The sequence below is a fragment of the Microbacterium sp. SMR1 genome (assembly GCF_003289625.1).
In the GTDB taxonomy this organism is placed as follows: Bacteria; Actinomycetota; Actinomycetes; order Actinomycetales; family Microbacteriaceae; genus Microbacterium; species Microbacterium plantarum.
In genome coordinates this window covers 124,327-143,084 of sequence record NZ_QMBN01000002.1, presented here as the reverse complement: position 1 = coordinate 143,084, position 18,758 = coordinate 124,327, and the positions used below count along the sequence as shown (strand labels likewise).

The following is an 18,758-nucleotide window of genomic DNA, read 5'->3' as shown; positions in this document are numbered from 1 at the left end:
AGGAACATCCCATGACTGCTCCTGCAGCCGTCGTCCCGGTTCGTGCGCGCTCGACCGTGCGAACCCGGCGGGAGACGCGTGCCGGCTACCTCTTCCTGAGCCCGTGGCTCATCGGGTTCTTCGCCCTGACCGCAGGTCCGATGGTCGCCTCGCTGGTGCTGTCGTTCACCGACTACAACCTGTTCAACGATCCCGAGTTCATCGGGGTGGACAACTACACGCGCATGTTCGCCGACCCCAACTTCCTGCAGGCGGTGAAAGTGACCGGCATCTACGTGCTGGTCGGCACGCCGCTCAAGCTCGCTGCGGCGCTCGGGGTGGCGTTGCTGCTGAACGCCCCACGCCGGGGCCAGGGGTTCTACCGGTCGGCGTTCTACCTGCCGTCGCTGATCGGTGGCAGCGTCTCGATCGCGATCGTGTGGAAGGCGATGTTCATCGACAACGGCATCGTCGCGCAGATCGGCTCGTTCTTCGGCGGGCCGCCGGCCTCGGAGGGCGGATGGGTGGGAGACCCGGCGCGAACGCTGCCGCTGCTCATCCTGTTGACCGTGTGGCAGTTCGGAGCACCGATGGTGATCTTCCTCGCGGGACTGAAGCAGGTGCCGCCGGAGCTGTACGAGGCGGCATCCGTCGACGGCGCGGGTCCGGTGCGACGGTTCCTCTCGATCACGATCCCGATGCTGTCGCCGGTGCTGTTCTTCAACCTGCTGCTCGAGACGATCCACGCCTTTCAGGTGTTCAACTCGGCCTACATCATCTCCAACGGCAGCGGCGGACCCGCCGGTTCGACGCTTTTCTACACGCTCTACCTCTATCTGCGCGGGTTCCGAGACTTCCAGATGGGTTACGCCTCGGCGATGGCCTGGGTGCTGGTGGTCGCCGTCGGCCTGGTCACGCTCATGCTGTTCCGCACATCGCGGGCGTGGGTTCACTATGCGGGGGACGAACGATGACCAACACGATCACCCAGACGGAGCTCATCACGACCGACCCGTCGTCGCGGCGACGCGGTCGAGACGACGCGGGAGGGCGGGGTTGGCGCACGCGGGGGAGCGCAATCGTCTTCCACGTGCTCGCGATCGCCGTGCTCGTCGTCATCCTCTACCCGGCGGCATGGATGGTGATGTCGTCGTTCAAGCCGGGCAACGAGATCATCGGCTCGGTGAGTCTCGTGCCGGAGACCTTCTCGCTCGACAACTACGCCACGGCATTCGCCGGGATCGGGGGAGTCTCGTTCTGGACGTTCGTCGTGAACTCCCTCATCCTCGCGGTCGCCTCGGTCGTCGGGGTCGTGCTCTCGTGCTCGGTCACGGCGTACGCGTTCGCCCGCATCCGTTTCCGCGGCAGCAAGGTCTTCTTCCTGTGCATGATCGCGACGATGCTCCTGCCGTTCCACGTCGTGATCATTCCGCAGTACATCGTGTTCAACCAGCTCGACATGATCAACACCTACTGGCCGCTGCTGCTGGGGAAGTTCCTCGCGGCCGACGCCTTCTTCGTGTTCCTCATGATCCAGTTCATCCGCGGTCTTCCCCGCGATCTCGACGAGGCCGCCCGCATCGACGGCGCCGGCCATGCGCGCACCTTCACCGCCGTCATCCTGCCCCTCATGCGACCCGCGCTCGTCACGAGCTCGATCTTCGCGTTCATCTGGTCGTGGAACGACTTCTTCGGGCCGCTGCTGTACCTGAAGGATCCGGGCATGTACACGATGCCGCTGGCTCTGCGCCTTTACGTCGATCAGACGTCGACCAGCGACTACGGCGCGCAGATGGCCATGGCGATCCTCGCCCTGGTGCCCGTGGTCCTCTTCTTCCTCGCCTTCCAGCGATACCTGGTGGCGGGCGTCGCGACGGAGGGGCTCAAGGGATGACCTCGGCGCGCAAGGCAGACGGATCGCCCGAGAGCCGCGCGGTCTTCGGCGGCTCGGGCGTCGCCGGGTTCGGCGAGATGTTCGTGGTCGGCATCGGGGTGACGCTCCTCTCGCTGCCGCTCGTGACGCTCGCTCCGGCCTTCGGTGCGGGGGTGCGGCACTTCCGCGCTCACCTCGACGACGAGCCCGACTCGATCGGTCTTCTCGCCACCCGGGGGCTCCAGGCGGTGCGTTCGGGCTGGTGGTTCGGCACGGCCAGCGTCGTGGTCATCGCGCTCCTCGTCCTGAACGCGATCGGGGCGGCCCAGGGGGTGCTTCCCGGCGGGGCGGTCTTCGCGATCATCAGCGGCGGCCTGGCGGTGGTCGTGGCCGTCGCGATGCTGCGGACCGCGGCGCTCTGGACGCCGGGCGCACGGTGGATCGACCTCTGGCGAGAGGGACGCGCGGTCGTGATCGACGATCCGATCGGAACGTCGCTGGTGCTGGTGGGCCTCGGGGTGGGCGCGACCGTCGTATGGATGCTGCCGCCGCTCATCGTGATCGCGCCGGGGCTCGTCGTCGTGTCGCTCGTCGCTGCCGAACGCCGCCGCGCTGCGACATCATCGAGGAGGGCCGCGTAGGCGCGGCCCCGATCGGAGGAGAACACGATGCAGTGGGATCTCGACGGCAAGGTCGTCGTCGTCACCGGCGCGGGCCGCGGCATCGGCCGCGCCATCGCCGAGACGTTCATGCGCGAGCGCGCCATCGTCGTCGCGACGGACATCGCCGAAGATGCGGTGGCTTGGGCCGACGACGCACGCCGCGACGCGGAACTCGACGGCGCCTCGCTGGCGTGCGACGTGCGTTCGTCCGCTTCGGTGCAGCAGGCCGTGGATGCCGCGCTGAGCCGGTTCGGACGCATCGACGTTCTTGTCAACAACGCCGGCATCCTGGGCGACAGGCTCATCGAGGACGCCGATGCCGAGACCTGGAATCGCGTCTTCGACGTCAACGTCACCGGCACCTTCCGCACCTGCCAGGCGGTCATCCCCGCGATGAAGCGGCAGGGTGGAGGCCGCATCGTCAACGCGGCCTCGTTCGCGGCCATCATCCCCAGCGTCGGCGGGGCGGCCTATGCGGCATCCAAGGCCGCTGTCGTCCAGTTCACCAGAACACTCGCGGGAGAACTGGGTCCCTGGGGGATCACCGCGAACGCGTACGCTCCGGGGATGATCCCCACCGACATGAACGGCTTCGCCGACAAGCCGCACGATGAGCAGCGTCGCCTGCTCGACACGCTCACGCTTCGGCGGTGGGGTGACCCGCGCGAAGTGGCGGACGCTGTGTGCTTCCTCGCGAGCGATGCCTCGCGCTACGTCACGGGCACGTTGCTCGATGTGAGCGGCGGCAAGTTCGCGACCCAGTTCCCGCAGCGGGCGTACGAGATGGCCGGCCGAGAATGACCGCGGCCGAGGCACGCGTCACGTGGGTCACCGGCGCCGGCAGCGGAATGGGCCGGGCGGCCGCGCTGGCCCTGGCCCCCGACCGGCGTCTCGCGCTCAGCGGACGGCGTCAGGACGTGCTCGCGCAGACGGCGCGCGATGTGTCCGACGCCGGCGGCGAGGCCATCGTCCTGCCGTTCGACGCCCGTGACGCAGGTGCGGTGAGCGCGGCGCGCGACGAACTCCTCGGCCGCTGGGGGCGTATCGACGAGCTCGTCCTTGCCGCGGGCCTGAACTCGCCCCGGCGGACGTGGGCGACGCAGTCGGTCGACGAGGTCGACCAGGTCATCGGTACGAACCTCCACGGGGTCATCCACGTGCTCGACGCAGCTTTGCCGGCGCTCCGTGCCTCCGGCTCGGCCTGTGTGGTCGTGGTGTCGTCGATCGCGGCCTGGCGCTTCTCGCCCGCCGCCGGTGTCGCGTACAGCGCTAGCAAGCGCGCGCTCGCGGCTGTCTGCGAGACCCTGAACGCGCAGGAGTCCGCCGCCGGCATCCGGGTGTGCCACCTGTGCCCGGGCGACGTCGACACGGAGTTCCTGAGCCTGCGCCCCGAGGTGCCGGACGCCGAAGCGCGCGAGCGGATGCTGACTCCCGCCGACATCGGCCGTGCGGTGCGCTTCGTCCTCGATGCGCCGCCGCACGTGCGCATCGACGAGCTGGTGATCAGCCCGGTCGTGCGGCCCTGAGCCGGCGAGGGTGCGCATCTGCACGGTGTGGGGGCTCCGGACCGTGCGGATGCGCAACCTCGAGGGGTGTCAGACCCCCTGCAACCGCGCCGTCGCGTCGCGGGCGGCGGCGAGGACGAGCTGCGCGAGGTCGTGGTGCTGGGTGTCACCGAGCCGGTCGACCAGGTAGGCCACCGACAGCGAGCCCGCGGGGCTGCCGTCGCGATCGAAGATGGGCGCCGCGACGCTGCTCGACATCCGCACGCGCTCGCCCGCGGTATGCGCCCACCCGCGCTCGCGCGTCTCGGCGAGGCGGTCGCGGAGCATCGCCTCGTCGACCACGGTGGCGTCGGTGTACGCGCGCCGCTCCTGGCTCAGGACGTAGTCGATGTCGACGGGGTCCATGAACGCCAGGATGCTGATCCCGCTCGCTCCCGACCACAGCGGGACGTCATCCTTCATGCGCACGGTGATGCGGATCGGGTTGATGCTCTCGACGAGCCCGATGTAATGACGCCCGTGACCGCGGCGGGCTGTCAGGGTCGTGGTCTCGCCGGTCTGGTTGGCCAGGTGCGAGATCGCCGGCATCCCCGCCGCGTAGAGCCGGTTGCCGGCGGCCGCCGTCTGGCCGAGAGCGACCGCGGCCGGGCCGAGGCAGTAGCGGCGGGTGTCGGGCAGGTAGTCGACGAGTCCCGCCGCGACGAGCGACTGCAGGATGCGGTGCACCACAGCCTTGCTCAGGTCGCATGACCTCGCGATCTGCGAGACCCCGAGTGGCGCAGTCGCGTCGGTGAACGACAGCAGCACCTCGGCGACCCGGGATGTCGTCGACGGGGCGTTATCGACCATGGCGCACTCTCCTCGCGTGTGAGCGTCCGGCACGCTCTGCGCAGAAGCGTACGGCCACGTTTCACTGAACGGAACGCTAGATGCCCGATTCGGGCGAGACGAAACATTCCGGATACACGCGGGCAACTGGCGCCGTATATCCGGGGCATACGGTCGCATACATCCCAGTCAGGGACTCACCCGAACGTTCCGGTCACCGAAACAGCTCCATCAGACGGAACACCACCCTCCAAGGAGTCGAGTTGAAAACCACGAGTCGCTTCACGCTCGCCGTGACCGCTCTCGCCGTCGGCAGCGTCACGCTCGCGGCCTGCGCCGGATCCGCCGTCGGAGCAAGCCAGGCAGCATCCTCGGGCGAGGCACCCGAGGAGATCGTCATCGGAGCCCTCCACCCGCTCAGCGGATCGAACGCGGTCGACGGTCAGCAGATGAGCAACGCCGCACAGATGGCCGTCGACGCGATCAACGACGCCGGCGGCATCGAATCCCTCGGCGGCGCGAAGCTCGTCCTCAAGGCAGCCGACACCCGCGGCGAGCCGGAGACCGGACAGAGCGAGGCGACGCGCCTCATCCAGGAGGGCGCCGCAGCGCTCGTCGGGTCGTACCAGAGCGCGACGAGCGCGAACATCGCCTCGGTGGCCGAGCGCAACGGCGTGCCGTTCGTCATGGACGTCTCGGCGCTCGACTCGATCCTGGAGCAGGGATACACCAACTCGTTCCGCATCCAGCCCTCCGCGAGCATGATGGGCGAGCAGAGCGCCACCTATCTCTCCGAGATCGCCGAGGCCGCGGGCACCCCGGTGACCAAGGTCGGCTACTTGTACGAGCAGGGCAACTTCGGCGCTTCGGCCTACGAGGCGTTCGCGGCCAAGGCCGAGGAGTACGGCATCACCGTCGACCCCGCGATCAGCTACGATCCCTCCTCGAGCGACCTGTCGACCCAGGTGCAGCAGGTGGCCGCCGCCGACGCCGACGTGCTCGCCGTCTCGGGCTACTACAACGACAGCCTCGCGATCGCTCGCGCCGTCAGCTCCATCGCCCCCGATCTCGACGCCGTGTTCGGTGTCGCCAACGGCGGGTACGACCAGGTGCAGTTCACCGCCGATGCTCCGAACGGGGGCGAGAACTACTTCGACGCGAACTACCGCTGGGACGCCACCAACGACGAGGCGGTCGCCGTCGCCGAGGCGTTCGAGGCAGAGTTCGGCGAGCCGATGCGCACGAGCGCGATGCTCACCTACGACGCCGTGACGCTCATCGCCGAGGCGATCGACGCGGCCGCGAGCGCCGACCCGGCCGACATCCGCGACGCGATCGCCGCGACGACCTACGAACCGCACGTCGTCAACGACGGGCCGGTCTCGTTCGACGAGACGGGACAGAACGTCAACGCCTCGGTCGTCACGATGCAGGTGCTCGGAGGCGCAGTCACGCAGGTCTACCCGGCGGCCCTGGCTCAGCAGCCGCTCGTCTACCCGGCCCCCGTCCGCTGACAGCGAGGAGTGAGTCTCATGACGATCCAGGCATCTCCGCCCACCGCCCCGGCCGCTGAGAAGTCCGTCCGCACCCGCGGGTACAACGGTCCCTCGCCGCGTGCCCTGCTCGTGACGCTCGGGGTGCTCACCCTCGCAGCCGTCGCCGCGGGGGTCATCTCGGGCAGCCCGACCGTGCTGGCCCAGGCGCTCGTGACGGGGCTGCTGACGGGAGGCATCTACAGCCTGATCGCCATGGGGCTCACCCTCGTCTACGGGGTGCTCCACATCATCAACTTCGCCAACGGGGCCATGGTCGCCCTGGCGATGTACCTGACGTACGTGCTGGTGAACCTCACCGGGATGCACCCCTACGCGACGCTGCTGATCACCGTCCCGACGATGTTCCTGCTCGGCGCGGTGACGCAGGCGGGTCTGCTGAACCCGATCATGCGCGCTCCCATCCACACGCAGCTTCTCATCACGATCGGCCTGGCGCTGGCGATCGAGAACATCCTGCTGCTCGTGTTCGGCCCCAACCCGCTCTCGGTCCAGCTGCCCGGCAACACCGGTGTTCCGATCCTCGGCGCGACGGTCGACCTGAGCCGCATCTACGCCTTCGCCGGTGCGCTGGTCCTCGTCGCGGCCCTGTGGCTCATCCTGCAGCGCACCCCGGTCGGCACGGCGGTCCGATCGGTCGCCGCGAACCCCGAGGGCGCCCGCCTGGTGGGCATCGACATCAAGGGGATCTACATCCTCACCTTCGCGCTCGGCGCCGCCGCAGCCGGAGCCGCCGGCACGCTGGTGGCTCCCTTCACCACGATCGAACCGACAGCCGGGTCGGTGTTCAACCTGACGGCGTTCGTCGTCGTGGTCCTCGGCGGCATGGGCAACGTCCCCGGTGCGCTCGTCGGGGGGCTGATCGTCGGCCTCACCGAGCAGCTGGGCGGGCTGATCCTGCCCGGCCAGTCACCGCTGCTGGCCGTGTTCGTCGTCTTCCTCATCGTGCTCTTCGCCAAGCCCCGCGGAATCTTCGGGAGGACCGCATGACCGTCGCCACCCCCGCGCGCCCGACGGCGCCCGACTTCACCACGGGTGCTCACCTGCTCGCACCGCGTATCCCTCTGCACCGTCGTACGACCTTCCGTCACTACGTCGCCCTCGGGGTGCTGGCGGTCGTCGGGGTCGCCCTGCCCTTCGTCCTTCCCGCCGCGGAGCTCGCCGTCGCCATGCGCGTGCTGATCTTCGCCCTCATGGGGATCGGCTGGAACCTGATGAGCGGCTTCGGCGGAATGTTCAGCTTCGGTCACGCCGCCTACTTCGGCATCGGCTCGTACGTCACGGCCGTGCTGCTGGTCGACTTCGGCGTGAGCCCGTGGATCGGGCTGATCGCCGGGATGGCCCTGGCAGCAGCAGCAGCCGTGGGCATCAGCTTCCTCGCCCTGCGCTACAAGCTGACCGGTGCCTACTACGCGCTGTCGACGTTCGCCTTCGCCGAGATGCTCCGGCTGTTCGTCGTCGGCAACGACGCGCTCAACCGCACGGTCGGCTTCACCGTCCCCGTGCTGCGCGGCGATGACTGGGCGATGTTCCAGTTCCCCGTCGGCTCGCCGAACTACTGGTGGATCGGCGTGGGCATGGTCGTGCTGGCACTCGTCGTCGTCATCGAGTTCCTGCGTCGCCGCGCGGGTCGTTTCACCCTGGCATCGCGTGACGACGACCTGGCGGCGGCAGCCATCGGCGTCAACGTGCTGCGGTACAAGCTGACCACGGTGGCCCTCTCCGCCGCGATCACGGCCGCGGCCGGCACGCTCTACCTGCAGTACTACATGTTCATCGATCCCGAGCTGGCGTTCGGCGCCCACGTCTCGAACAACGCCATTATCACGGCCGTCGTCGGCGGGGTCGCGACCATCTGGGGCCCCGTCATCGGAGCGGTCGTCATGGCGCCGCTCTCGGATGCCGTCGCCGCGTTCCTCCGTCATCCTCCGGAGGCGCTGTCGTTCCTTCAGGGGCACGGCGGTCTCGACATCCTCATCTACGCCGTCATCCTCATCGCCTGCGTCCTGCTCCTCCCCAAGGGCGTGTACGGCACCGTCAAGAACTGGGTGGTGAAGAAGAAGTGACTCTTCTCGAGATTCAGGGCGTCAACAAGTCGTTCCGCGGGCTCCACGCGCTGCGCGACGTCGACATCTCCGTCGACGAAGGCGAGATCGTCGGGATCATCGGCGCGAACGGTGCCGGCAAGACGACGCTCTTCAACTGCGTGACGGGCGCCTTCCCACCCGACTCGGGTCGAGTCACCCTCGACGGACGCGACATCACCGGCGCGAGGATGCACACGCTCGCGCGTTCCGGTCTCGTCCGGACGTTCCAGCTGATGCGGCCCTTCCACACGATGACCACTCTCGAGAACGTCACGATCGCCGTGCAGAGCCGCGGTGTCCGTCCCGAGCGCGCGGCGCGCGACGAGGCGGCCACGCTCCTCGATCGCACCGGCCTGTGGGCCTGGGCGGACGCCGAGTCCGGCTCGCTGCCGACGGCCGTGCAGAAGCGGCTCGAACTCACCCGCGCCCTCGCGATGCGCCCGCGGGTGCTGCTGCTCGACGAGGTCCTCGCCGGTCTCGTGCCGTCGGAGCGGACCCCGGTGCTCGACCTGCTCGACGAGCTGCGGCGCGAGGAGGGCGTGACGATGCTCTTCATCGAGCACATCATGACGGCCGTCCGCCGCCTCAGCGACCGCGTCGTGATGATGGACCAGGGAGCCGTCATCGCGCGGGGCTCGGTCGACGACGTCCTGCAAGATCCTCGAGTCATCGAGGCCTACCTCGGTAAGGAGTACGGCGATGCTGCTTGAGATCGACGACCTGCGTGCGGGTTACCACGGACTGGAGATCCTTCACGGGATCTCGCTCTCGGTCGACGCCGGAGAGGTCGTCGCGATCGTCGGGGCGAACGGCGCCGGCAAGTCGACGACGCTGAAGACCATCGCGGGCGAGGTGAAGCAGCACGGCGGGTCGGTCCGGTTCGACGGCGGTGCCGTCGGCTACGGACGCAGCCACCTGGTCGCACAGCGCGGCCTGATGCTCGTGCCCGAGCACCGCGCGCTCTTCGGCTCGCTCACCGTCGAGGACAACCTGCGCATGGGGGCTTGGGGCAAGAAGGGGCGCACCGGGTTCTCGGAGGATGAGATCCTCGATCTGTTCCCGATCCTGCGCGAGCGCCGTCAGCAGCTGGCCGAGACGATGTCGGGCGGTCAGCAGCAGATGCTCGCCATCGCCCGCGCTCTCATGGGAGCGCCGCGCCTGCTCATGCTCGACGAACCCTCGACCGGGCTCTCACCGAAGCTCACCTGGGACGTCTTCCACGCCGTCAACGCCATCCGCGACCGCGGCGTGGGCGTGCTGATCGTCGAGCAGAACGCCCACCAGGTGCTGCAGCTCGCCGACCGCGCCTACGTGCTCGAGTCGGGCAGCGTCGCGCTCGACGGCACCGCCTCGGTGCTCGCCTCGGACGCACGCGTCCAGGCCGCCTATCTGGGCCACTGACCATGACGACTCACCGCGAGGCGTGTCGGGCTCTCGGCGAGTGGGCGGTGTCGGCGCCGTTTGCGCGGGCTTCCGACGAGGCGAGACGTTCGCTCATCCGCGCCGTCGAGAACCTGCTCGCGGTCACCGTCGGCGCCGCCGCGATGCCCGAGATGCGGCGGCTGCGGCGCGCCTGGACTCCGAGCCCCGGACCTGCGACCCTCCTCGGCACCCCGCATCGCGTCGCCGTCGAAGCAGCCGTCTGGCTCAACGGAGTGGCCGGTGTGTCGACGGAGCGCGACGAAGGCAACCGGTACAGCAAGGGGCACCCCGCGGCGCAGACCGTGCCGGCCGTGCTCGCGCTCGCCGAGGCGCAGGACATCGCGGGCGAGCGGCTGTGGGACGCCCTCTACGTCGCGTACGAGGTCGCTGCGCGCATCGGGCGGGCGACGACCTTCCGGCCCGACGTGCACACGCACGGACCCCTCGGGGCCGTCGGTGCGGCGGCGGCCTGCGCGGTGCTCCTGGGTGCGGATGCCGACGGCGTCGCGCGCGCCGTCGGCACCGGCGCCGCGATGGCTCCCGCGACGTCGTGGCAGCCCGTGCTGCGCGGTTCGGCGGTGCGCGATCAGTGGGTCGGCCAGGGGGCCCTGGCTGGACTCGCCGCGGCGCGCTTCTCAGCCGCCGGGCTCGCCGTCGACCCCGACGGGCTCGCCGCCGATCTCGGCGGTCTCGGGACGATCGACCCGGATGCCGTGATCCGCGGCCTCGGCGACGAGAGCCTCGTCACCACCAGCTACCTCAAGCAGCACTCCGCGTGCGCCTACACGCACGGTCCCGCCGACGCGGCGCTTCTCGTTCGCGCTCGCATGGTCGCGGCCGATGTCGACCTCGCCGACATCGTCTCCGTGCGCGTCGAGGGGGTCGCCTCGGCAGCATCCCTGCCTGCGGTGTCGTGGAGTTCCCGGCACGGCGCGTACTTCTCGGTTCCCTTCGCCGTCGCCAGCGCACTGTGGTTCGGAGACGTGTCGGCTGAGCGGGCCGATGTGCCTCCGCACCCGCAACTGGCGCGCATCGCCGCGGTGGTGTCGGTGACGGATGCCACGGCCGACCTACGGCCCGACACCGCGACCTCGCGTCCCGCGCGGGTCACCGTGCACCTCGCCGACGGCACCGCCCACACGGCATCCGTTCGCCACCCGCAGGGCGACGCCGTCGACACTCCCTTCTCTGAGGCGCGCGTCGACGAGCTGCTCACCGAGGCCCTGCGCCCGACGGGCCTGCGCGCCTCCGACATCCATCTCGCCGTCCATGACTTCACCGACCCCGACCCCGGAGCGCTCACCCGCGCTCTCGGCCGACTCGCCCCACCCTCCGAAGGAGACCTCGCATGAACGACACGATCGACTGGAACGTGGAGATCGACACGATCCGAGACCTGCGCGCCCGGCGCACGAAGGTCGGACCGGGCACGTCTCCCGCCGTGATCGTCATCGACTTCCAGCGCGCGTTCACCGAGCACGAGAAGATCGGCCCCGGGACGGCGGTGGCGCTCGCGCACACGAACGAGCTGCTCGAGGCGGCGCGGGCCGCGGGCGTTCCCGTCATCTACGCGGTGATGATCCTCGACTCGCTCGATGACCGGATGCTGGCGCAGCGGGTGCGTTCGAGCCTGACCGAGCGCTGCGAACGCGGCAACCCGTGGACCGAGATCAGCACTGCCGTTCCGCCGGCTCCGACCGACCACATCGTCGAGAAGACGGTGGCGTCGGCGTTCTACCGCACGCGCCTCGACGACCTGCTCGCCGAGCTCGGCGTCGACGAGCTGATCTTCACGGGCACCTCCACCAGCGGATGCGTCCGGGCGAGCGTCGTCGATGCCGCCTACCGCAGCTTCCACATCAGCATCGTCGAGGAGTGCTGCGACGACTTCCGCACGGTGTCGGGCGAGGTGTCGCTGTGGGACATGCAGGACCGCTTCGGCGACGTCGTGACCAAGCAGTGGGTCCTCGACCGATTCGCGGCGATGCGCGGTGCCGATGCCGAGGTGCCGACCGAAGCCGCCGCAGAGCTCGCATGACGATCCGCAACAACGAGCGCCTCTGGTACGCCCCGATGGCGACCCGGCCACGCGTGGAGTGGCCGGGCGGCAAGCTGCTCGCGTTCTGGCACGCGCCGAACGTCGAGCACTACGACTGGATCGCGCCGGGCGGCGGTTCGCCGCAGGGCAGGATCGCCTTCCCCGACGCACAGCACTACATGCACCGTGACAGCGGCAACCGTGTCGGCCTGTGGCGGATGCTGCGCATCGTCGACGAGTTCGAGATGCCGTCGACCGTGTCGCTCAGCCTGTCGCTGCTCGAGGAGCAGCCCGAGGTGCGCGACGCCATGTTCGAGCGAGGGTGGGAGATCATGAGCCACGGCATCTCGAACCTGCGGCCGCTCTACGACATGCCCTACGACCAGGAGGACGCGTTCTACGCGCTCTCGCAACGGCTGAGCGAGACCTATTACGGCGGCCGCCGCATCAAGGGGATGCTGGGCCCGAAGGTCTCGGGAACCGACAACACCGTCGACCTCATGGCCGCACACGGCATGCAGTACTTCGCCGACTTCATCCACGACGAGCAGCCCCGCCCGCTGCGAACGGTCGGTGACGCCCCGATCGTCTCGATGCCGTACAGCTTCATGCTCAACGACGTTCCCATGGTGCACGTGCGGAGCCTCTCGGCATCCGACTTCATCGCCCTGGCGAAAGCGCAGATCGACCGCTCGCTGGCCGACAGCGAACGCGACGGGCAGGGGCGGGTGGTCTGCCTCGCGACGCACCCCTTCCTCGCCGGGCAGCCGTGGTTCGCCGGGGCTCTCCGAGATCTGTTCGCGCACGTTCGCGCCGACGAGCGCATCTGGGCCACGACGGCCGGCGCGATCAGCGACCACTACCTCGCCCACCACTACGACGCGCAGGTCGACTACGCACGTGCGCTCGCCGACGAACACGCGGCTCTTCTGACGGAGGTCGGCGCATGAGCCTCATCTCTCACCCCGCAGACGCGACCGTGTTCGCCCCCGACCTGCCGCGCGCCTATGACGCGCACCGCCCGGCGTGGGCGCTGCCAGGCGCGAAGAAGCTCGTGGTCTCGGTGCTGCTGCACGCTCCCTCGTACCAGGACGACCTCCCCGCGGGAGCGTTCTCGCCGAAGTCGATGCAGGGCGGTGTGGGCCGCGACACCTCCGAGCCCCGGCACGGACAGGTCGCCCGACTGTCGCAGTGGGACTTCGGCCTGACGACCGGCATCTGGCGTCTGCTCGACATCGCCGACCGTGCGGGCGTTCCCGTCGCCGTCGCGCTCGACGAGTTCGGTTCCCGTACTGTTCCGGGGCTCGCCCGCGGCGTCGCGGCACGAGCTGATGAGATCGTCGTGCGAGGTGCCGGCGCGAACGTCATCCTGTCGCCCGAGATGGATGCTGCCATCGAGCGCTCGTACATCGAGAGCGCACGCGACACCGTCCAGCGCCTGACCGGGCGCGAGGCCACCGGATGGTTCGGCCCCGAACGCGCCGGCACCTCGCGGACCACCGCCTTGCTGCGCGAGGCGGGGTTCGGCTGGTTTGGGGACTGGCCGATCGACGAGCGCCCCGTGACGCTGGTCGGCGCCTCAGACGGCCTCGTCGCCGTGCCGCATCCGCTCGAGACGGAGGACATGTTCGAGCTCTACGCCCGGGGGATCGTCGCCGCCGACTACGAGGAGCTGCTCACCGCGACGGTCGACCAGCTGATCGCCGACGCGGACATCGTCGGCGCCCGCCACCTCGGACTCAGCCTCTTCGGCTGGGTCTCGGGTCAGGCGTGCTTCGCCGACGTCGTCGAGCGCACCTTCCGGATGCTCGCCGCCCACCCCGATGTGCTCCTCGCGACACCGGGCGGGGTGGCGGAGCTCGCCGAGTGACGCCGGAACCCGCGGCGGCGGGCGGCCCGGACGGCCGCCGCTCGCTGCCGCTGCGGCTGCCGTGGTCGCTCGGCAGCGGCACGATCCTCCTCGGGCTGAACTCGTCGATCATCGCGGTCGCGCTCGTTCCGATGGTGGCGTCGTTCGGGGGAGACGCGGCCGTCGCCACGAGCGCAACCGCATGGATTATCAGCGCGCTCTACATCGCTGCTGCGGTCGGGTCGCCCACGGCAGGACGCCTCGCCGACCTGTACGGACCGCGACGCGTCTACCTCGTGGGCCTGGTGCTCATCCTGGTGGCCTCGGTGGCCGGCCCCTTCATCACCGACAGCGCCTGGATGATCGTCGACCGGGTCGTGCTCGGACTGGGTGCGGCCGCCCAGTTCCCCGCGGCGATGGCGATCATCCGCCGCCAGGCCGACCTCGCGCGCGCGGCACCCACCGGCGCGATCGGCATCATCGCGCTGTGCGGGCAGACGACGGCAGCTCTCGGCCCCACCGTCGGCGGTCTCGTCGTGGTGGTGTGGGGGTGGCCGGGCATCTTCTGGATCAACATCCCGATGGTGATCCTCTGCGCGACACTCGTGCTGGTCTTCGTCCCCGCCGACGCCCGCGGCCCTCGGGCGAGCGCAGCGCAGACCTGGCGGGCGCTCGACCCCGCCGGCATGGTCCTCATGATCGGCGCGCTCGTCGCGCTCATGGTGGCGCTGCTCAGCATCGACTCGGCGCCGACGGTCGCGGTGGTCTCCGCTGCGGCGACCGCGCCTCTGGCTGCCGGGTTCGTCTGGCGAGAGCTGCGCGCGGAACGGCCTTTCGTCGACGTGCGCCTGCTCGGCAGGTACCCGCAGTTCGGGCTCACCTGCCTGCGGGCGATCGCGACGTTCATCTCGTTCTACGTCATCTTCTACGGACTCCCGCAGTGGATGCAGGCGACCCGCGACCTCGGACCGGCCGTGACGGGACTGCTCATGCTGCCGGTGTTCGGGGTCGGGGCCCTCTCGACCGTCGTCGCCACGCGCCTCGGGCGCGCCTGGCACCCGCGCGCTCTGCTCGCCGTCGGCACCTCGGCGATGGTCCTGGCCGGCACGCTCCTCGCACTCACGGGCGCGGCGGACATGCCGCTCTGGGTGCTTGCGATCGTCTGCGCTCTGCTCGGCGTGCCCAACGGGTTCAACAACCTGGGCAACCAGCTGCTGCTCCACCACGCGGTGCCCGCCGGCGCCGCCGGTGCCTCCACCGGGATCTACCGCACCGCGCAGTATGTCGGCGCCGCGCTGGCCGCCGTCGTCGTGGCACATCTGCTCGACGCGGGCGCGGCCGCCGGCGGCATCCGCGACGTCGGCCTGACGATCGCCGGGCTGGGGCTCGCCCTGCTGCTCGCGACCATCGCCGCCGTCATCCGTCTCCGCCGAAAGGAAGCAGGATCGTGACCCTGACCTCCCCGCCCCCCGCTGCGAAGGTTGCCGCCGACGAGGCGGATGGCCCGGCTCTGCTGCGACCGATGCGGTTGCGCGACCTGACGTTGCGCAACCGCATCGGGGTCTCGCCGATGTGCATGTACGCCGCTCCGCTGCCCGACGGCGTCGTCGACGATTGGCATGTCGTCCACTACGGCCAGTTCGCTCTCGGGGGCGCGGGTCTCATCATCACCGAGGCGACGGCGGTGTCACCCTCGGGCCGGGTGACCCCCGACGACGCCGGCATGTGGGACGACCGGCACGTCGCCGGCTGGCGACGCGTGACCGACGCGGTGCACCGCGCCGGCGGGCGCATCGCGGTGCAGCTGGCCCACGCCGGGCGCAAGGGCAGCAAGTACGCCGGGTTGCCGGGCGATCCGCCGGAGCACCGCGGATCGGTTCCCGCGAGCGCCGGCGGATGGCAGACCCTCGGCGCTTCTGGTGAGCCCTTCGGGCGCTTCGACGATCCCGCGCGTATGGGCGCCGACCAGGTGGACGCGGTCGTCGCGGAGTTCGCCGCAGCGGCGCGCCGGTCGGTCGCCGCCGGGTTTGACGCGATCGAGCTCCATGGCGCGCACGGGTACCTGCTGCACGAGTTCCTCTCGCCGGTGACGAACCGTCGTGCGGACCGGTGGGGCGCCGACCGGGCGGCCTTCCTCCTCGCGACGGTGGCCGCGGTGCGGGCGGAGATGCCCGAGGGGATGCCGCTCATCGTGCGCCTGTCGGTCGACGACGTCGCGCCAGGCGGGTCGCAGGCCGCCGACAGCGCTGAGCTCGCGCGGCGCCTGCACGCCGCCGGGGTAGATCTCGTCGACTGCTCGTCGGGTGGACTGGTTGCCGGCGCCGAGTACTCCCCTGCGCCCGGCTATCAGGTACCGGGATCAGCCGTGGTTCGGGCCGCCGGGGTTCCGACCGCCGCCGTCGGTCTCATCACCGAGCCGCTGCACGCCGACCGGATCGTCGCCGAGGGCGACGCCGACCTCGTCTTCCTGGGACGCGAGATGCTCCGCGACCCGCACTGGGCCCGCCGCGCCGAGCTCGCTCTCACAGGCGCGGCGTCGCTCGAGCCTCGCTACCACCGCGCCTACCTCTGACCTCGGTTTCGCCCGGCGGCGCCCGGCGGGGCTCGCCGAAGTCCCAGTTCGGCCGGGTATCGGGAGGCGATTCCCGGCCCAGATGGAACCTCGACCGACCGAACGCGCGACACTGGTGCCGCGACGGCCGGTCAGCGCATGGCGGCGAAGAGTCCGCCGATGAAGGCGATGACCGGACCGATGGCGCCGACCGTGACGATCAGCAGGACTACGACCACCGCCATCCACGGGACGCTCTTCTTCAGGCGCTGGCCCGGTGCGGCGACGCCGGGCGGCGGCCGCAGCAGTCCCGGCGGCGGCGTGACGGGCAGCGCGGATGCTGCGCCGGCGGCCGCACCCTGTCCCGCCGTAGCCGGCCCCGCGCGACCGGGTTGCGCCGGTACGGCCGGCACCGCCCCCACACCGGACGCCGCGGGCGGCGCGAGCCGGTCGTCGCGCCAGCGCTCCCATTGCGCGAACTTGTCGATCATGGCGCCGACCGCACCGAACAGCCACGACCAGGTCGCGGGATCGAGCGTCGAGAAGTCGCGCTTTCCGTAGAAGAAGAGCCAGTCGTCGACGATCTCGACATCCAGTGCCGCGGCGTTGTCGACGAAGCGCGCCATGATGTCGGGCGTGAACAGGTACAGCGCGTCGCGCTCGTAGCCCCGCGGGCAGTAGAGGCGGAAGTACCGGTCGAAGTCGCCCTCGAGGCTCAAGTGCTGGTCGCGGTCGAACGCGACGGGGAGGTTCGAGCCGAACAGCCCGTTGTTGCCGAGGGCGTCGAGCACGATGTGCGGCAGGGGAGTCGACAGGTGCACCGCGACGTAGCCCCACGTGTGCGTCTGCTGGTTCTTGCCCGACCCGGTCGTATAGCGGTAGTTCGCGAACTCGACGAAGCGCGGCTGATCACCGCGGACGAGATTGGATGCCATCCGGCTCGACCCCTGCGAGAAGATCATGCCCGGCAGCGGGGGCTGGGGCCGCTGCGGCTCGAAGCTCATGCCGTTGGCCCGCGCGAACCGGTCGAGCCGGTACCAGACCGCGGCTTGCGCAGCGCGCTGCCGGCGGACGAAGAAAGGGATGAGCGCCGCGAGGGCGATGATGATGACGAGGGGGATGACGGGCGCCAGCGAGACCACCGCACCGGAACCCGACTGCGTCCCGACGGCGAACACCAGGCCGCCGATGATGGCCGACAGGACGCCGCCGAACACGAGCACCACGAAGACGATGACGACGATGGCGATGATCACGCCGGCGGTGCCCGACCCGCCGGGGAGCCGGCCGCTGGCGGCCAGGTGTTTCCGGAATGCACGCGCGGTGGCGGGCGACACCGGATCGAGGAGGGGTCGGGGATCGAACGGAACGCTCATCGATTGACCTCGTCTGCTCCCCAGGACAGGGATGCGTCGGCCGGCAGGGGCAGGGCTTCAAGCTCGGGCGAGCGGCAGATCGCGTCGACGAGCTCTCGCGAGCCGCCGACGATGGTGGAGTCGAAGTCGACCTCCGACACCATCACCCACGCGCGGTCTGCGGGCCAGAGCAGGCTCGGGCTCTGCGCCGTCGGCACGGCTCCCGTCGCCTCGGCGGCGAGGTCGCGCCACGGCATCCGCAGCTCCCAGTGGTCGTCGGCGAACTCGTCGACAGCGCCGCGGAACAGGACGAAGGCCCGCTCCGGCAGCCTCAGTCGTGGTCCTTCCGAGATCTCGCGCGAGAGGATGCCCTCCTGCCAGGTGGGTTTGCGGAAGACGCTGTTGAAGCGGTCGCCGATCGACGACCCGAGCATGCGGTTGTGGCGGGCGAGGGTCGCGTCGTCGGGGTCGCCGGGCTGGAAGACCGTGCGCGACGGCGCGCGTCCGAGGTGCCCGAGCAGGCCGCCCCGGCCCTCCCAGAGGCCCGCGGTCACGTCATCCCCTGTCGACGTGTGCCCGATCAACTCGCGCGCGAGAATCGCCATACGGTCCGGGTCGAGCTCGCCCTGCGCGGGCGCGACGAACCAACGGCCGTCGGGGGACGCCGTCTGGTTCGACCCGAACTCGGGCGAGCGCACGAGCGAGTCCCACTGCGCCAGCGGATGCAGCGTCGTCCCGAAGGCGGCGGCGGTCTCGGCCCACGTGGCGGGATCGGTGACGAGGTCTGCCGTCACCTGCTGCGACTGCTGCCACGGCATCTCGACCCACGCGTCGAACGGGGGGAGGCGTTCGCCGCTCTCGCGTGACTGGACGGATGCCGGATGCAGGATGCGCGCGTACGCCTCGAAGCCCCGCGGCACGACGTCGTGGAACGTGCCCCGCCACGGATCGTCGACGCGTTTGCGCAGCCATTCGCCGGTCGAGACGTCCGCGGTCCACTCCATGCGCCCACGCTACCGGTGACCGGTCGGCGGGATCACGCGCGATCAGGTAAGC

19 protein-coding genes are annotated in these 18,758 nt (G+C 70.2%); 16 read left to right on the top strand and 3 right to left on the bottom strand.

Going from position 1 to position 18,758, the window contains the following annotated elements:
- Positions 1 to 11: 11 nt before the first annotated feature.
- Genes DO944_RS05315 through DO944_RS05295 form a run of 5 tightly spaced genes read left to right on the top strand, consistent with a single transcriptional unit; the run spans position 12 to position 4,040 of the window.
- The gene (locus DO944_RS05315; RefSeq protein WP_112615419.1) at positions 12 to 953 is read left to right on the top strand and encodes a carbohydrate ABC transporter permease; all 942 of its coding nucleotides are present in this window, start codon (positions 12 to 14) and stop codon (positions 951 to 953) included.
- Entirely contained in the window at positions 950 to 1,873 is a 924-nt protein-coding gene (locus tag DO944_RS05310) for a carbohydrate ABC transporter permease (protein ID WP_112615417.1), read from the top strand. The genes DO944_RS05315 and DO944_RS05310 overlap by 4 nt, the downstream gene beginning before the upstream one ends.
- Positions 1,870 to 2,493, top strand: a complete 624-nt coding sequence (locus tag DO944_RS05305; protein ID WP_112615415.1) for a hypothetical protein — start codon at positions 1,870 to 1,872, stop codon at positions 2,491 to 2,493. Before DO944_RS05310 ends, DO944_RS05305 begins: the two co-directional genes overlap by 4 nt.
- A 27-nt stretch (positions 2,494 to 2,520) precedes the next feature.
- Entirely contained in the window at positions 2,521 to 3,315 is a 795-nt protein-coding gene (locus DO944_RS05300; protein ID WP_112615413.1) for an SDR family NAD(P)-dependent oxidoreductase, read from the top strand.
- A complete protein-coding gene (locus tag DO944_RS05295) occupies positions 3,312 to 4,040 on the top strand; it encodes an SDR family oxidoreductase (RefSeq protein ID WP_112615411.1) in 729 nt (242 codons plus the stop codon). Before DO944_RS05300 ends, DO944_RS05295 begins: the two co-directional genes overlap by 4 nt.
- Positions 4,041 to 4,109: 69 nt before the next feature.
- On the opposite strand, the gene DO944_RS05290 is transcribed toward DO944_RS05295, so the two are convergent.
- Positions 4,110 to 4,868 carry an IclR family transcriptional regulator gene (locus DO944_RS05290; protein ID WP_181574154.1) on the bottom strand — a complete coding sequence of 253 codons (759 nt, stop codon included), beginning with the start codon at positions 4,866 to 4,868 and terminating at the stop codon, positions 4,110 to 4,112.
- Positions 4,869 to 5,110: 242 nt separating this feature from the next.
- Between DO944_RS05290 and DO944_RS05285 the strand changes: the two genes are divergently transcribed.
- The 11 genes from DO944_RS05285 to DO944_RS05240 are packed head-to-tail and all read left to right on the top strand — an operon-like array spanning position 5,111 to position 16,368.
- Positions 5,111 to 6,361, top strand: coding sequence for an ABC transporter substrate-binding protein (locus DO944_RS05285; RefSeq protein WP_220118275.1), 1,251 nt, complete (start codon positions 5,111 to 5,113; stop codon positions 6,359 to 6,361).
- Positions 6,362 to 6,379: 18 nt separating this feature from the next.
- Positions 6,380 to 7,390 (top strand): branched-chain amino acid ABC transporter permease, encoded by a 1,011-nt coding sequence (locus tag DO944_RS05280; protein ID WP_220118273.1) that lies wholly within the window; start codon positions 6,380 to 6,382, stop codon positions 7,388 to 7,390.
- Positions 7,387 to 8,466 (top strand): branched-chain amino acid ABC transporter permease, encoded by a 1,080-nt coding sequence (locus DO944_RS05275; RefSeq protein ID WP_112615405.1) that lies wholly within the window; start codon positions 7,387 to 7,389, stop codon positions 8,464 to 8,466. The genes DO944_RS05280 and DO944_RS05275 overlap by 4 nt, the downstream gene beginning before the upstream one ends.
- Entirely contained in the window at positions 8,463 to 9,197 is a 735-nt protein-coding gene (locus DO944_RS05270) for an ABC transporter ATP-binding protein (RefSeq protein ID WP_112615403.1), read from the top strand. Before DO944_RS05275 ends, DO944_RS05270 begins: the two co-directional genes overlap by 4 nt.
- Complete coding sequence (locus DO944_RS05265) at positions 9,187 to 9,888, top strand: ABC transporter ATP-binding protein (protein ID WP_205289213.1); 702 nt, start codon at positions 9,187 to 9,189, stop codon at positions 9,886 to 9,888. The genes DO944_RS05270 and DO944_RS05265 overlap by 11 nt, the downstream gene beginning before the upstream one ends.
- A 2-nt stretch (positions 9,889 to 9,890) precedes the next feature.
- Entirely contained in the window at positions 9,891 to 11,261 is a 1,371-nt protein-coding gene (locus DO944_RS05260; protein WP_112615401.1) for an MmgE/PrpD family protein, read from the top strand.
- A complete protein-coding gene (locus DO944_RS05255) occupies positions 11,258 to 11,947 on the top strand; it encodes a cysteine hydrolase family protein (protein WP_112615399.1) in 690 nt (229 codons plus the stop codon). Before DO944_RS05260 ends, DO944_RS05255 begins: the two co-directional genes overlap by 4 nt.
- The gene (locus tag DO944_RS05250; RefSeq protein WP_112615397.1) at positions 11,944 to 12,897 is read left to right on the top strand and encodes a polysaccharide deacetylase family protein; all 954 of its coding nucleotides are present in this window, start codon (positions 11,944 to 11,946) and stop codon (positions 12,895 to 12,897) included. The genes DO944_RS05255 and DO944_RS05250 overlap by 4 nt, the downstream gene beginning before the upstream one ends.
- Positions 12,894 to 13,817: a hypothetical protein gene (locus tag DO944_RS15630; RefSeq protein WP_181574153.1), complete on the top strand. Its 924-nt coding sequence runs from the start codon at positions 12,894 to 12,896 to the stop codon at positions 13,815 to 13,817. The genes DO944_RS05250 and DO944_RS15630 overlap by 4 nt, the downstream gene beginning before the upstream one ends.
- Positions 13,814 to 15,247, top strand: a complete 1,434-nt coding sequence (locus tag DO944_RS05245) for an MFS transporter (protein ID WP_181574152.1) — start codon at positions 13,814 to 13,816, stop codon at positions 15,245 to 15,247. Before DO944_RS15630 ends, DO944_RS05245 begins: the two co-directional genes overlap by 4 nt.
- Complete coding sequence (locus DO944_RS05240) at positions 15,244 to 16,368, top strand: NADH:flavin oxidoreductase/NADH oxidase (protein ID WP_220118271.1); 1,125 nt, start codon at positions 15,244 to 15,246, stop codon at positions 16,366 to 16,368. The genes DO944_RS05245 and DO944_RS05240 overlap by 4 nt, the downstream gene beginning before the upstream one ends.
- Before the next feature lie 131 nt (positions 16,369 to 16,499).
- Here DO944_RS05240 and DO944_RS05235 read toward each other — a convergent pair whose 3' ends face one another.
- Positions 16,500 to 17,723, bottom strand: a complete 1,224-nt coding sequence (locus tag DO944_RS05235) for a hypothetical protein (protein ID WP_112615393.1) — start codon at positions 17,721 to 17,723, stop codon at positions 16,500 to 16,502.
- The gene (locus tag DO944_RS05230) at positions 17,720 to 18,706 is read right to left on the bottom strand and encodes a hypothetical protein (RefSeq protein WP_112615391.1); all 987 of its coding nucleotides are present in this window, start codon (positions 18,704 to 18,706) and stop codon (positions 17,720 to 17,722) included. The genes DO944_RS05235 and DO944_RS05230 overlap by 4 nt, the downstream gene beginning before the upstream one ends.
- Positions 18,707 to 18,758: the final 52 nt, after the last annotated feature.